Source organism: Novosphingobium sp. PASSN1 (genome assembly GCF_002278815.1).
On record NZ_NKIS01000010.1, the window covers coordinates 146,576 to 160,203 of the forward strand.

Annotated in this window: 17 protein-coding genes; 9 read left to right on the forward strand and 8 right to left on the reverse strand. The window is 68.9% G+C overall.

All coding sequences use genetic code 11. The annotated features are described in order from the left end of the window. Positions 1–90 precede the first annotated feature (90 nt). A complete protein-coding gene (locus tag CFE35_RS16785; RefSeq protein ID WP_292932267.1) occupies positions 91–381 on the reverse strand; it encodes a hypothetical protein in 291 nt (96 codons plus the stop codon). Further along, positions 382–939: a hypothetical protein gene (locus tag CFE35_RS16790; RefSeq protein WP_292932269.1), complete on the reverse strand. Its 558-nt coding sequence runs from the start codon at positions 937–939 to the stop codon at positions 382–384. A 91-nt stretch (positions 940–1,030) separates the two neighbouring features. Between CFE35_RS16790 and CFE35_RS16795 the strand changes: the two genes are divergently transcribed. The 5 genes from CFE35_RS16795 (at position 1,031) to CFE35_RS16815 (ending at position 5,509) form a co-directional block, all read left to right on the forward strand. Then, complete coding sequence (locus CFE35_RS16795; RefSeq protein ID WP_292932271.1) at positions 1,031–2,674, forward strand: MDR family MFS transporter; 1,644 nt, start codon at positions 1,031–1,033, stop codon at positions 2,672–2,674. Then, positions 2,671–3,654 carry an alpha/beta hydrolase gene (locus CFE35_RS16800; protein WP_292932273.1) on the forward strand — a complete coding sequence of 328 codons (984 nt, stop codon included), beginning with the start codon at positions 2,671–2,673 and terminating at the stop codon, positions 3,652–3,654. The genes CFE35_RS16795 and CFE35_RS16800 overlap by 4 nt, the downstream gene beginning before the upstream one ends. After that, positions 3,651–4,772 carry an FAD-dependent oxidoreductase gene (locus tag CFE35_RS16805; RefSeq protein ID WP_292932274.1) on the forward strand — a complete coding sequence of 374 codons (1,122 nt, stop codon included), beginning with the start codon at positions 3,651–3,653 and terminating at the stop codon, positions 4,770–4,772. The genes CFE35_RS16800 and CFE35_RS16805 overlap by 4 nt, the downstream gene beginning before the upstream one ends. A gap of 69 nt (positions 4,773–4,841) precedes the next feature. Beyond that, positions 4,842–5,267, forward strand: a complete 426-nt coding sequence (locus CFE35_RS16810) for a putative toxin-antitoxin system toxin component, PIN family (RefSeq protein WP_292932276.1) — start codon at positions 4,842–4,844, stop codon at positions 5,265–5,267. Further along, a complete protein-coding gene (locus tag CFE35_RS16815; protein WP_292932278.1) occupies positions 5,264–5,509 on the forward strand; it encodes a toxin-antitoxin system HicB family antitoxin in 246 nt (81 codons plus the stop codon). The genes CFE35_RS16810 and CFE35_RS16815 overlap by 4 nt, the downstream gene beginning before the upstream one ends. A gap of 14 nt (positions 5,510–5,523) precedes the next feature. Here CFE35_RS16815 and CFE35_RS16820 read toward each other — a convergent pair whose 3' ends face one another. The 5 genes from CFE35_RS16820 to CFE35_RS16840 all read right to left on the reverse strand — a co-directional run bounded on the left by CFE35_RS16820 (position 5,524) and on the right by CFE35_RS16840 (position 10,302). After that, a complete protein-coding gene (locus CFE35_RS16820; RefSeq protein WP_292932279.1) occupies positions 5,524–6,528 on the reverse strand; it encodes an NAD(P)-dependent alcohol dehydrogenase in 1,005 nt (334 codons plus the stop codon). Positions 6,529–6,644: 116 nt separating this feature from the next. Then, a complete protein-coding gene (locus tag CFE35_RS16825; RefSeq protein ID WP_292932281.1) occupies positions 6,645–7,784 on the reverse strand; it encodes an aminotransferase class I/II-fold pyridoxal phosphate-dependent enzyme in 1,140 nt (379 codons plus the stop codon). Then, entirely contained in the window at positions 7,784–8,917 is a 1,134-nt protein-coding gene (gene tgt / locus CFE35_RS16830; RefSeq protein ID WP_292932283.1) for a tRNA guanosine(34) transglycosylase Tgt, read from the reverse strand. The genes CFE35_RS16825 and tgt overlap by 1 nt, the downstream gene beginning before the upstream one ends. Further along, entirely contained in the window at positions 8,914–9,399 is a 486-nt protein-coding gene (locus CFE35_RS16835) for a GNAT family N-acetyltransferase (RefSeq protein ID WP_292932284.1), read from the reverse strand. The genes tgt and CFE35_RS16835 overlap by 4 nt, the downstream gene beginning before the upstream one ends. Before the next feature lie 9 nt (positions 9,400–9,408). Then, positions 9,409–10,302, reverse strand: coding sequence for a LysR family transcriptional regulator (locus CFE35_RS16840; RefSeq protein ID WP_292932286.1), 894 nt, complete (start codon positions 10,300–10,302; stop codon positions 9,409–9,411). A gap of 112 nt (positions 10,303–10,414) precedes the next feature. Between CFE35_RS16840 and CFE35_RS16845 the strand changes: the two genes are divergently transcribed. The 4 genes from CFE35_RS16845 to CFE35_RS16860 all read left to right on the forward strand — a co-directional run bounded on the left by CFE35_RS16845 (position 10,415) and on the right by CFE35_RS16860 (position 13,182). Beyond that, positions 10,415–10,795: a YdhR family protein gene (locus CFE35_RS16845; protein ID WP_292932287.1), complete on the forward strand. Its 381-nt coding sequence runs from the start codon at positions 10,415–10,417 to the stop codon at positions 10,793–10,795. Further along, on the forward strand, positions 10,792–11,823 hold the full coding sequence (locus tag CFE35_RS16850) for an alcohol dehydrogenase catalytic domain-containing protein (protein ID WP_292932288.1): 1,032 nt from the start codon (positions 10,792–10,794) through the stop codon (positions 11,821–11,823). Before CFE35_RS16845 ends, CFE35_RS16850 begins: the two co-directional genes overlap by 4 nt. Positions 11,824–11,891: 68 nt before the next feature. Beyond that, positions 11,892–12,290 carry a DUF1801 domain-containing protein gene (locus tag CFE35_RS16855; protein WP_292932290.1) on the forward strand — a complete coding sequence of 133 codons (399 nt, stop codon included), beginning with the start codon at positions 11,892–11,894 and terminating at the stop codon, positions 12,288–12,290. A gap of 157 nt (positions 12,291–12,447) precedes the next feature. Then, on the forward strand, positions 12,448–13,182 hold the full coding sequence (locus CFE35_RS16860; RefSeq protein WP_292932291.1) for a TlyA family RNA methyltransferase: 735 nt from the start codon (positions 12,448–12,450) through the stop codon (positions 13,180–13,182). A gap of 118 nt (positions 13,183–13,300) precedes the next feature. Here the strand turns inward: CFE35_RS16860 and CFE35_RS16865 are convergent, their stop codons facing one another. Next, positions 13,301–13,516: a hypothetical protein gene (locus CFE35_RS16865; protein ID WP_292932293.1), complete on the reverse strand. Its 216-nt coding sequence runs from the start codon at positions 13,514–13,516 to the stop codon at positions 13,301–13,303. Between the last annotated feature and the right edge of the window lie 112 nt (positions 13,517–13,628).

Here is a 13,628-nt window from a genome sequence, read left to right on the forward strand (position 1 = left end):
TGGCTCAGCGTCGCCACAGCCACCAGCCGGTTGCCAGCCCGACGCCGAAGCCGGCCACTATCCATATCCAGATTTCGCCGAACAGCCAGATCATCGGTCCAGCCATTCGGCGTCGGCGATGCCCGGCTGGCGGCGCACCGCTGCGATGACGCGGGCGCGGGTGGCCGCATCGGCGGTGCCGGACAGGCGGGCGATGCGCCAGGTCCAGCCGGCGTCATTGTCCCAGCGCACCGCCGCGTCGGTGACGCCTTCGGCCAGCATCACCGGCACGATCGGCCGGGCGAGCCGTGTCTGCAGCGACTGTTTGTCGAAATACCAGGCGCCCTTGGCCAGCAGCGCGGTGGCGGCGATGCCGGCCAGCAATTTCCAGCCGGGTGCCACTCAGGCCGGGCCCAGCTTGCCGAACAGGGTTTCATATTCGGTGTAGCGGCCCTCGGTCAGCAGCCGGGCCTGTTCGACCAGCCGGTCGCCGGCGATGCGGCCGCGGAAATCGCCCATCTGGCCGTCGATGACCTCGACATCGGCGCCGCTCCAGCCGGCGATCTGGTCGAGGCTGGTGATGCCGGCATGGGCGAGCCTTTCGGCGAATTTGGCGCCGACACCCTTCAGCTGGGTGATGGCGAGCGGATCGATCTGGCGGGTTTCGGCAGGCGTCGCGGCAGCATCGCCCTGGGCGCGGGCGCGGGCGAAATCGCGGCGCAATTTGTCGACCTCGTCCGACAGCGGGCGGATCTGCGCCTCGCGCGCCTTCAACTCCACCGCCAGCCGGTCGCGTTCGCCGATGGCGGCGTCGCGTTCGCGGGTCAGGCCGGTGTTGCGTTCATCGAGCACGGCGGCACGGCGCTTCAGCGGCGCGCGCACGGCGAGGCCGATGAACAGGCCGAGCAGCAGCGCGACGATGGCGACCGCCAGCAGTTGCGGATCGATCTGATAGGTCATGGCAAAACTCCCTGTTGCGGCCTTAACGCCCTGCCGCTTCCGGTTCAAACCCTATCGACCGCGCCTGTTCCACGCGCTATCCGGCAGGGGCATGACCGCCGCCGCCATCCCGCACCATTTCAGCGACAGCGAGCGCCGCATCGCGCTGGTCGCCGTGCTGATCGTGCTGTTCCTGTCGGCGCTCGATCAGACCATCGTCGCCACCGCCATGCCGCGCATCGTCAAGGAACTGGCCGGGCTCGATCGCATCGCCTGGGTCGGCACTGCCTATCTGCTCACCTCCACCGTCACCGTGCCGATCTATGGCAAGCTGGGCGATATCTTCGGCCGGCGGCCGGTGCTGGTGTTCGGTGTCATCGTTTTTCTGACCGGATCGATGCTGTGCGGCCTGTCGGGCGAATTCGGCACGCTGGCGCTGGTCGGCGATGGCATGAACCAGCTGATTTTCTGCCGCGCCATCCAGGGGCTGGGCGCCGGTGCGCTGACCACCGGCGCCTTTGCCACCGTGGCCGACATCGCGCCGCCGGCGGAACGCGGGAAGTACACGGGCCTGTTCGGCGCGATGTTCGGGCTGGCCGGGCTGGCCGGGCCGGTGCTCGGCGGCTTCCTCACCGATCATGCGACGACGACGGTGCTGGGCCATGTCGTATCGGGCTGGCGCTTCGTGTTCTATGTCAATCTGCCGCTCGGGCTGCTGGCGCTCTACATCCTGTTGACCAAGCTGCCGGCCGGGCGACGCGGCGCCGATGCCCGCATCGACTGGCTGGGCAGCGTGCTGATCGTCGCCAGCGCGGTGCCGCTGCTGCTGGCCTTGAGCTGGGGCGGCCAGGGTGCCGGTGGCGGCTGGGAACAGCCGCGGGTGCTGCTCGGCTTTGCGGCGGCGCTGGTGGCGTTCATCGCCTTCATCGCCGTGTCGCGCGGCAAGAGCTGGGCAGTGGTGCCGCTCGATCTGTTCGCCGATCCGGTGGTGGCGCGCGCCAATCTGGCGCTGTTCCTGATCAATCTCGGCTATATGGGCGTGCCGATGTTCCTGCCGCTCTATCTGCAGCTGGTGCGCGGCCTGTCGGCCAGCCAGAGCGGCTTTGCCATGTTGCCGTTGCTGTTCGGCGTGCTGACCGGATCGATGATCGCCGGGCGGATGGCGAGGAAGACCCAGCAGTACAAGCCGGTGATCGTCGGCGGCGGCGTCGTCGCGCTGGCGTCGCTGGCAGCGCTGACATTGATGACGCCGGACACGCCGCGCTGGGTTTTGACGCTCAACCTGCTGGCGCTCGGCATCGGCCTTGGCCCGGCGCAGGGCATGTTCACCCTCGCCATCCAGAGCGCGGTCAGCCATGCCCGCACCGGCGTCGCCACTGCCTCGGCGCAATTCTGCCGCCAGATCGGTGCCACCATCGGCGTTGCCATTTTCGGCGCGCTGCTGACCTGGCAATTGTCCGGCGAACTGAAACTGCGCGTGCCGGAACTGGCCAGCGCCGGCCAGCATCTCGAACTGTCGAAGGCGCAGACGCTGGCGATGGACCGCGGCGCGCTGCGGGCGGCACTGGCGGCGCGCGGTGATCGTGATCCGGCGGTCGCCGAGCGCGCCGGCGCCGCATTGCGCACCAGTTTCGCCCTGTCGATCGAGCGGTTGTTCCCGGTGGCGCTGCTCATCCTCGGCATCGCGTTTCTTGTCACCCTGGCGGTACCGGCGCGGCGGCTGCGCGGCCGGGCGGACCCGGTGCCCGAGGCATGAGCGACACGCTGGCCCGGCGGCGATCCCTGCCGGCCGGCGGGCAGGTGTTCCTGCAATCGATGCGCGATGGCTGGCCGGTGCGCGTCGCCATCTGGCCAGGGCGCAGCGACGGGCCGGGCTCGCTGCTGTTCATCACCGGGCGCGGCGATTTCCTCGAAAAATATTGCGAGACCTTTCACGACCTGGTCGATGCCGGCTGGGGGGTGATGAGCTTCGACTGGCGCGGCCAGGGCCTGTCCGGCCGGCAGGGCGATGATGCGATGAAGGGGCACAGCCCCGGCTTTGCCAATTGGCTCGATGATCTCGACGCGCTGGTGGCGCTGTTTCAGGATCGGCTGCCACGGCCCTGGTTTGCCGCGGCGCATTCGATGGGCGGGCATCTGCTGCAACGCCATCTGGCCGGCGAAAATGGCGAATTCACCCGCGCCGTGCTGCTGTCGCCGATGCTCGGGCTCGTGGCGAAACCGCTGGGCGCCGGCCTGACCCGGCTGCTGGCGCGCCTCGCCGTCATGTTCGGCAAGGGCGGTGCCTATGTGCCGGGGGGTGGCCCCTATGTGCCGGGCACGCCGGGCAGTTACCGCCAGCACCTCCTCACCAGCGATGCCGAACGCTATGGCGATGAAGGCTGGTGGGTGGCGCAGACGCCGGCGCTGGCGCTGGGCAGCGTCACCTATGGCTGGCTCGATGCCGCGTTCCGCTCGCTCGACGCATTGTTTGCACCGCCGCCGGGCGCGCGCGGCAGCGGTGAAGGCGCGGCTGCGACGCCGATGCTCGGCCGCATCACGACACCGCTGCTGATCCTGATTCCGGAGCAGGACGGCCTGGTTGACAATCGCGCCACGCGGCGGGCGCTGGCGCAGATGCCGCTGGCGCAGCTGGCGGAATTTCCCGGCGCCGGCCATGAATTGTTGCGCGAAATCCCGGTCCTGCGGTCGCGGGTGCTGGCGCGGCTGACGGCTTTCCTGCAAGATACGGCATGAGTGTTGATGTGTTGATTCACGATGTCGCCATTGTCGGCGCCGGTATCGCCGGGGCCAGCCTCGCTTGGAGCCTGGGGCAGCGCAGCGGCGGCGCGCTGTCGGTGGCCCTGGTCGAAATGGAATCGCAGCCCGGCTATCACACCACCGGGCGCTCCGCGGCCTTTTGGGTGGAAAGCTATGGCGGGCCGGGCATCGTGCCCTTGAGCCGCGCCTCGCGGTCGTTCTTCACCGATCCGCCTGCGGGGTTCACGCCGGGGCCGCTGCTGTCACCGCGCCCCGGCCTCAACATCGCGCCGCCCGATGATGCCGGCGAACTCGATGCGCTGGCGGCGGAATTCGATCAGGGCGGCGTCGCCTATCAGTGGCTCGCGGCCGACGCGCTGGCCGCCTATCCGATCCTGAAACCGGAATGGCGGACGCGCGCCATTCTGGAGAGCGACAGCTACGACATCGATGTGGCGGCGCTGCACCAGGGCTTTCTGCGCGGGGTCAATGGCTGGAAACCGACGCTGCTGACCGATGCCGAAGTGACGGCGGCGGTGCGAGAGGATGGGATCTGGACGCTGACGACGCGCGCGGGCCCGGTCAAGGCGCGCAGCCTCGTCAACGCCGCCGGCGCCTGGGCCGATGGGCTGGCGACGCTGGTCGGCGCCCGCCCGCGCGGCCTGCAGCCCTTGCGCCGCACCATGGCGGTGCTGATCATCGATCCGCCGCCGCCGGCCGATCTGCCGGTGATCTTCGACGCCAAGGGGCGTTTCTATTGCAAGCCCGATGGCGGCCGGCTGTGGCTGAGCCCGCACGACGAGACCCCCGATGTCGCGCATGACGTGCGGCCCGACGAATTGGACCTCGCCATCGTCATCGACCAGTTCGAACAGGCGAGTACGGCGCGCATCGTGAAGCTGGACTCCAGCTGGGCGGGGCTGCGCACCTTCACCGCCGATCGCCTGCCGGTGTTCGGCTGGGATGGCGCGGTGGACGGCCTGTTCTGGTGCGCCGGCCAGGGTGGCTTCGGCATCCAGACGGCGCCGGCGGCGGGTGACCTGTGCGCGGCCCTGCTGATGGGCGAGACGCCGATGGTGGAGGCAACGCCCTATCTGGCGACACGGGCGTTCTGAACACGCCGACGGCGACCAGTGCGGTCGCCAGACTTGGCGCAGAGGTCAATAAGTGATATCCCATGGGATATGCTGAGCGTGGTTCTCGACACCGATATTCTGGTGACGGCGTTGCGCAGTGCCGGCGGCGGCAGCAATGCATTGCTGCGCGAAGTCGCTCGAGGTCGGCAGCGACCGTTGGTGACGCCCGCGTTGTTTCTCGAATATGAAGCGGTGTTGCGGCGGCCGGAGCAGCAGCGGATCCACGGCCTCGACTTTGCCGAAATCGACCGATTTCTGGCGGCGTTCGCCAGTGCCAGCCTGGCTGTCGAGGTGAGCTTCCAATGGCGTCCGCAATTGTCCGACCCAAATGATGAAATGGTGCTGGAGGCGGCAATCAACGGTCATGCCGACGCGCTTGTCACCCATAATGTTCGGGACTTCAGCACAGGCGCAGCGCGCTTTGGCCTGCGCGTGCTCAGGCCTGGCGAATTGTTGAAGGAAATGAGGCAATGAGCAAAGCGTCTTACCCCCTGAAGCTGCCGGCATCAGTCAAGGCCGCGGCGGCACGGCTGGCCAAGGAAGATGGCGTGTCCCTGAACCAGTGGATTGCCGTGGCTATCGCGCAGAAGATCGGCGTTGTCGAAACCGCCGCCGATTTCCTGGCGCGGCGGGCCGGCAGCGCCACACCGGCGGACCTTCTGCCGTTTCTCGACGCAGCGGGGCAAGAGCCGGTGTCGGCAGCCGATCGGCTATAGACTGCCGTTGCCGCTCACCACTCCAGACAGATCTTCCCGAAATGCGTCGCTGATGCCTGGTGCCGGAACGCGTCGCCGATGGCTTCCAGCGGGAAGCTGGAATCGATCACCGGCTTGATGCCATTGGCCTCGATGGCGCGGATCATGGCGATCTGCTGTTCGCGGCTGCCGACGGTCAGGCCATTGATGCGGACATTGCCGGCCATGGCGGCGGCGGTCGGCACATTGCCGGCAAAGCCGGCGAGCACGCCGATCAGCGCGATATTGCCGCGCAGCCGTGTCGCCATGATCGACTGGGTCAGCGTGCCGGCGCCGCCGATTTCAACGACATGGTCGACCCCGCGGCCGCCGGTCAGCGCCCGCGCCGTGCTGCCCCAATTCTCATCGGTCTTGTAGTTGATGACATGGTCGGCGCCCATCGCGGTCAGCCGCGCCAGCTTGGCGTCGGAGGAGGAGGTGGCGATGACGCGCGCCCCGGCCGCCTTGGCGAATTGCAGGGCAAAGATCGAGACGCCGCCGGTGCCCTGCACCAGCACTGTCTCGCCGGGTTGCAGCGATCCTTCGACGAACAGCGCACGCCACGCGGTCAGCCCGGCGCAGGTCAGCGTCGCCGCTTCGGCATGGCTATAGCCCCTGGGCGCATGGGTGAAGGCGGTGGCCGGCGCCACGACCTCTTCCCGCGCATAGCCGTCGTTGCGGTCGCCGGGGACCTGGGCCAGCGCCTCCAGCGTCGGCTCGCCGCCCAGCCAGAGCGGGAAGAAGGTCGAGACGACATGATCGCCGGGCGCAAAGCCGGTCACCGCCGCGCCCACCGCCAGCACCACCCCGGCGCCATCCGACATCGGAATCCGGCCATCGGGCGTCGGGATGCCGCCGAGCACGACGATATAGTCATGATAGTTGAGCGAGCTGGCGTGCAGCCGCACATGCAGGTCATGCGGCCCGAGCGGGCCCGGATCGGCGCTGCCCATCGTCAGATTGTCGATCCCGGCCGGAGCCTTCAGCCTGATGGCGCGCATGGTGTTTCTCCTCGATTGCGCGGCGGTTGTAGGGCTGGGCTGGAGCGGCGTCGCTTGGGGGATGTGCTAGGTGGTGCAGCGGGGTTCCTCTCCCGCAAGCGGGAGAGGGGACTTGTCTACCCCCGCGCCCGCAGCCAATCGCCGAACACGGCCAGCGCGTCCGCCATGTTGCTGCGCCCGAACCCGATGCGGAAATGGTCCGCCGGCACCGGGCCGAGTTCGGAGCGGTAGATGCTGGCCGGCAGCAGCAGCACGCCGGTTTCGGCAACGAGCCGCTCGCAAAACGCCTCGACGCCGTCGGCACCGCGATAGCGGATGAAGGCGACGCAGCTGCTATCGGGGTGGCGCCAGTCGAACAGATCGGGGAAGCCGGCGAAGAAATCGTCGAGCAGCGCCAGATTGCTGCGCACCAGCGCGCGGTTGCGCGCCAGGATGGTGTCGCGCGCCTTCAGCGCGATTTCGGCAAGCAGTTCCGATGGCCCCGCATTGCAGATCGACAGATAATGTTTGTAGCGCTCGGCAGCGGCGAGGACGCCGCGGTCCCGGCAGGCCAGCCAGCCGATGCGCAGGCCGGGCAGGCCATAGGATTTCGACATGACATTGAGCGACACGCCGCGGTCATAGACATCGGCGACCTGCGGCAGGCGGAGGGCGGGGTCGCGCTCGATCAGCCGATAGACCTCGTCGCTGAACAGCCACAGGCCATGGGCGCGGCACAATTCGACCAGCGCGTCGAAGGTGGCGCGTGACGGGATGGCGCCGGTAGGGTTGTTGGGAAAGCAGATCGAGATCAGCCGGGTGTTCGGCCGCAGCGCCGCCCGCACCTTGTCGATATCCAGCGCCCAGCCGGCGTCGGCATCGAGCGCCACCCCGGTGACGGCGCAGATCGACAGCGGGATGGTTTCGGCGGCCTGATAGTTCGGCGTGATGACGATGGCATGGTCTTCGGGTCGCAGCAGCACGCGCATGGCGACATAAATGCCCTCCTCCGCCCCGGCGAAGCAAAGCAGGTCGTCGGCCGCGATATGGTCATAGGTGCCGGCGATCGTTTCGCGCAGCGGCCGGCTGCCGAAGGTTTCGGTATAGCCGAGGTGCAGCGCATCGAAGCGCGCCCGGTCTTCGGGGCTGGCCAGTGCCAGCAGGTCGGACAGCGTCATGCTCTGCGCGTCGGACGCGGTCAGATGATATTTCGCTGCAAATTCCCATTTCGAAAAATAGACTTCGAGGGCGAAGTTGCGAAAGCTTGCCAGCTCCATCAGCCGCTCCGGGCGCTGTAGCGGGCGAGGAAGCCGGCCGCGAACGCCGCCAGCCGTGTCTCGGCAATGGCGGCGCGCAGCCCGGCCATCAGATGCTGGTAGAAACCGATATTATGCTCGGTCATCAGCATCGCGCCGAGCATTTCGCCGGATTTGACGAGATGGTGGAGATAGGCGCGCGACACGCCGCCGGCGCAGACCGGGCAGGGGCATTCGGCATCCAGCACCGCCAGATCTTCGCCATGGCGAGCATTGCGGATGTTCAGCGGGCCATCATGGGTGAAGGCCTGGCCGTTGCGGCCCGATCGCGTCGGCAGCACGCAATCGAACATGTCGACACCGCGCAACACCGCGCCGACGATGTCGTCGGGCTTGCCGACGCCCATCAGATAGCGGGGCGCGTTCGCCGGCAATTGTGCGGTGGCGTAGTCGAGCACCCCGAACATCGCCACCTGGCCTTCGCCGACCGCCAGCCCGCCGATGGCATAGCCATCGAAGCCGATGCCGGTCAGCGCCGCGGCGGATTCGGCGCGCAGGCGCTCGTCGAGCCCGCCCTGCTGGATGCCGAACAGCGCGGCCCGCCCCGCATGCCCGGCATCGCTGTCGAAGCCCGCCCGGCTGCGCGCCGCCCAGCGCATCGACCGCTGCATGGCGGCCTCCACCGTTTCGCGCGGCGCCGGCAGCGCCACCAGCTCGTCAAAGGCCATGACGATATCGGAGCCGAGCAGCCGCTGGATCTCCATCGAACGTTCCGGGCTCATCATGTGGCGGCTGCCGTCGAGGTGGCTGGCGAAGGCGACGCCCTCCTCGCTGCGCTTCGTCAGCGCCGACAGGCTCATCACCTGATAGCCGCCGCTGTCGGTGAGGATCGGCCGGTCCCAGCCCATGAAGGCGTGCAGGCCGCCCAGCCGGGCGATGCGCTCGGCGCTGGGGCGCAGCATCAGATGATAGGTGTTGCCCAGGATGATGTCGGCGCCGGCGGCGCGGACTTCGGACGCGCGCAGCCCCTTCACCGTCGCGGCGGTGCCGACCGGCATGAAGGCCGGGGTGCGGATCACCCCGCGCTGCATGGTGATGCTGCCGGTGCGGGCGGCGCCGTCGGTCGCGGCAATGCGGAAATCGAAGCGGGTCACGCGGTCAGGTCCAGCACCCAGGTTTCGCCCGGTTCCGGCTTGCCGAATTCGTCATGCGTCGCCGTGGCAGTGATGCGGAAGCCGGCGGCGGCATAGATGGCGCGGGCGGGCAGCAGCACGGCATGCGTCCACAGCATGATCTGGCGATAGCCGGCGGCACGGGCGAATTCGACGCACTGTTCGACCAGTCGCGTGCCGAGGCGCTGGCCGCGCGCCGCCTCATCGAGATGCAGCAGCCGCAGCTGGGCGACGCCGTCGCCGGCATCGCAGCAGAACACCGATCCGACCAGCCGGCCATCCAGCTCCGCCACCCAGCAGTTCGTCTGCCCCGGCCGGTGATCGCGCAGGAAATCGCCGCAGATCTGCAACAGCAATTGTTCCATATTGCCGCGCCAGCCCCAGGCGCGATCATAATATTCGGCCTGTGCGCTGACGATGGCGCCCATGTCGCCATAGCGGAATTCGCGGATCGTGACGGTCATGGGGTTGCTTTAATCGCTGGCGGCGGCTTGTGAAGCCCCGGCCTCGAACGCCGCGATGATCCAGCGGTGCACAGCGGCGACCTGCGGCAGGCGGCGCAGGTCGCGGTGTACGGTGAGCCAGGGGATGCGCAGCGGCGGCGGCTGCGGCATCGGGATGGCGACCAGCCCGGCGGCGAAGCGCAGCGGCACGATGCCGACGCCGGCGCCGGCGCGCGTGGCAGTGACCAGCGCGCGGGTGGAGCCGGTGCGCAGCGCGATGGCCTGGGTCAGGCCCAGCGCATCCAGCCAGGCCAGTTCCGGCAGCGGCCCGAAACTGTCGTCATAGGCGAGGATCGGCGCTGCCTTCAGGTCGATGGCAGCGGGATCGCGGCCGGCGAGCCAGGCCGGGCTGGCATAGAGCCCGATCGGTTGCGGCGGCAATTGCCGGATCAGCAGCGAATCGCCGCGCGGCCGTACCATGCGCACCGCCAGCTCGGCATCGCGGCCGGCAAGGCTGACGATGCTGTTCTGCGATTGCAGCTGCACGGTCACGTCGGGCGCCGTCGCCCATAGCCGGGGCAGGGCCGGCGCCAAGATGTCGGCGATGATGGTCTCGGTGCCCGAGACGCGCACCAGCGTCGGCCCGGTGCCGTGGCGAAGCACATCGGCGGCGCGGGCGATCTCGGCGAGCTGGTCGGCCAGCGGCAGTGCCAGCGCCGCCAGCCGCTGGCCATCCTGGGTCAACCGCGCGCCATTGGTGCGGCGGTCGACAAGACGCAGATGCAGCCGCGCCTCCAGCCCGTCGAGCCGTCGCGCCGCGGTGGACACCGACAGGCCGGCGGCCTTGGCGGCGGCGCTGATCGAGCCCAGCCGCGCGATGGCCGCCAGGATCGCGATGCCGCCCATTTCGCTCGACAGGTCCATATGGTCCCCTGTGGTTTTGCGTTTTTGCAATACCGCTTTGCACGATCCTGCATAGCGACGCCGCCCGGCCCCGCCTAGCCTCAGTGCATCCGCAACCGAAGGATCGAACCCCATGAAGACGCTGCTGACCGCCGCTGCCCTTGCCCTGACCCTTGCCACCGCTGCCCCCGCGCTGGCCGAGCCGGTCGCCGTGCTCGTCGCCGTGCCGATCCCCGCCGGCATGCCGCGCGACCGTCTCGCCGGCCTGTTCGTGGCGGCGGTGCCCGACTATGCCAAGGTGCCGGGGCTGGTGCGCAAATATTTCACCATCGGCGACGACAACAAGGCCGGCGGCATCTACCTCTGGTCGAGCCGCGCCGCCGCCGAAGCCTGGTACAATGACGCCTGGCAGGCCGGGGTGCTGAAGCGCTGGGGCAAGCCGGCGGAAATCCATTATTTCGCCGTCCCCGCCACCGTCGATGGCCAGAATGTCGAAGGCTTCAAGCCGCAATGACGATGCAATCGCTGCATTTCCTGGCGCCCGGCCGCTTCGAATGGCGGGAGGTGGCGACGCCGCGCCTCGCCGACGCCCGCCATGCCATCGTGCGGCCGCTGGCGGTGGCGCGCTGCGATCTCGACCTGCACATCGCCACCGGCATAGTGCCGTTTATTGGTCCTTTCGCCTTCGGCCATGAATGCGTGGCGGAGGTGGTGGACGCCGGCGATGCCGCCGGCGTGCAGCCCGGCCAGCGCGTCGTCGTGCCGTTCCAGCTGTCGTGCGGCGCCTGCGGTTCCTGCCGGCGCGGCTTCACCGGCAGCTGCGATACGATGCCGCCGCTGGCCAATTACGGCCTCGCCACAGCCGGCCGCACCGAATTCGGCGGCGCGCTCGCCGATCTGATGCATGTGCCGCACGCCGATCACATGCTGGTGCCGCTGCCGGCCGGCCTCGATCCGGTCAAGGTCGCCAGCGCCACCGACAATATCGTCGATGGCTGGCGTGGCGTCGCCCCGCAGCTGGCGGCGCGGCCGGGGGCGAGCGTGCTCGTCGTCGGCGGCCTGGCGCAAAGCGTCGGCCTCTACGCCGCCGGCGCCGCGGTCGCGCAAGGCGCCGGCCGTGTGCTCTACCTCGATGACGATGCCGACCGTCGCGCCCGCGCCACGGCCATGGGCGCCGACGCCGCCCCGCTCGCGCTCGCCGAGGGCCGTCGTCCCGCCGAACTGTTCGACATCGTCGTCGAAGCCGCCGGCACGCCCGATGCGCTCGGCTTCGCCATCCGCTCCGGCGCGCGCAACGCCGTGCTGACCAGTGTCGCCATCCACCTCGGCCGCACCACGCCGGTGCCGCTGACCGAAGCCTATTACAAGGGGCTGACGCTGGTGACCGCCCGCGCCGATTCCCGCGCGCACTTGCCCGCCGTGCTCGATTGCCTCGCCTGCGGCCGGCTGCACCCGGAACATGTCACCCACCGCGTGCTGGGCTTTGCTGAAGCAGGAGAGGCGATGACCGATCCGGGGCCGAAGCTGGTGTTTGTGCGATAGAAACGAAAGGGCGGCCTCCGGAAAACCACTGCTTGTCGCTCGCAATCGCCGGTGGCAGCATCCGCGCCATGGCTACGCTCTTCCGCCTACCTTGGGCGCGCCCGCACGATCCGGCGGTGGTGGCATGGTTCGCTGCGGACAGTGACGGCCTGCGCCTGCTGGCGCGCCCCTGGTTCGATCGGATGCGTGGCGCCGGCGATGATGTGCTTGAATGTCTGCACGATGGCGCGCCGACAGCCTGTGTCGGGGATGCCGCCTTTGCCTATGTCGCTGCCTTCAGCCGCCATGTGAACATCGGCTTCTTCCATGGCGCGGCGCTTCCCGATCCGGCCGGCTTGCTGGTCGGCAACGGCAAGCGCATGCGCCATGTCAAACTGCACTGGGGTGAAGCGGTTGACGAGGCGGCGTTGGCGGCGCTGATCGCCGCCGGCTATCGTGACATGGCGGCGGCGGCAGTGCGGGGCTAGGGCAGTCAGCGTGCTGTCCTGCATCCGCACTTTCCATTAGCATTGCCGCCATGATCGCCTCAGCCTTGTGTTTTTCGTGGCCGGAACGCGCCGGAAGCAGCAAACACGGTCAATTCGTAAATGATAGTGTAGGCCGCGCGTCGATGGGGCGCCCGGCATGAAAACCCGTATCGATCAATTGCTCGCCAATCGCGGGCTGGCCGAAAGCCGGACGCGGGCGCAGGCGCTGATCCTCGCCGGGCTGGTCTATGTCGGCACGCGCAAGGTCGCCAAGGCCGGCGAACTGGTCGCCGATGACGCCGAGATCATGGTGAAGGGCCGCGATCACCCCTGGGTGTCGCGCGGCGGCGTGAAGCTGGCGCATGGCCTGGCGCATTTCGGATGGGATGTGACCGGTGCCGTGGCGATGGACGTCGGGTCATCGACCGGCGGCTTCACCGATGTGCTGCTGTCGGGCGGGGCGACGCGGGTCTATGCGGTCGACAGCGGCACCAACCAGCTCGCCTGGAAATTGCGGCAGGATGCGCGGGTGGTGGTGCTGGAGCAGCTGAGTGCGCGGCTGCTGACCGCCGCGCATGTGCCGGAGCCGGTCGACATCATCGTCTGCGATGCGAGCTTCATCAGCCTTGCCAAGGTGCTGGACGTGCCGATGACCTTTGCCGCGCCGCAGTGCCGGCTGCTGGCGCTGGTCAAGCCGCAGTTCGAGGCCGGGCGCGGCGAAGTGGGCAAGGGCGGCGTCGTGCGCGATGCCGCTGTGCATGCGCGGGTGTGTGCGGCAGCAGCGGCCTGGCTGGCGGATCAACCCGGCTGGCAGGTGGCGGGGATCACGCAGAGCCCGATTACCGGGCCGGAGGGCAATGTGGAGTTCCTGCTGGGCGGCATCAGGGGCTGACGCTGCGGGGCAGGGGGAGCACGGGCGGGACCGGGCCGGGGTCGCACATTTGCGACCGGTGCCGGGTCCCGCCCGGCTGCTTGGCGCCGCCCAAGGGGTAAAGACGGCGCGAAGAGGATCAGGCGGCGACTTCCGGCGTGCCCTTGCGGCGCAGGCCGACGGTGACGAAGCCGAGGCCGGCGAGCAGGGTGGCGATGCCTTCCGAACCCGGGTTGGCGGTCATCAGCGCGTTCAGGCTGTCGCTGGTGGCGGCGCCGGCGATGGCGGGGAGCAGGGCGCCGAGGGTGGCGGCGGCGTAGATGGCGATCCGGGGGGCGGCGATGCGGGTCTTCATGGCGGCTTCCTTCGTGAAACTTTGGCGCCTGGCGGGATGGCCGGGCTGATGCAAACATCTATGCAAACGCCGTGCCAACTGCTGTCGACGATGATTTTTGGCGGTTTTGCGT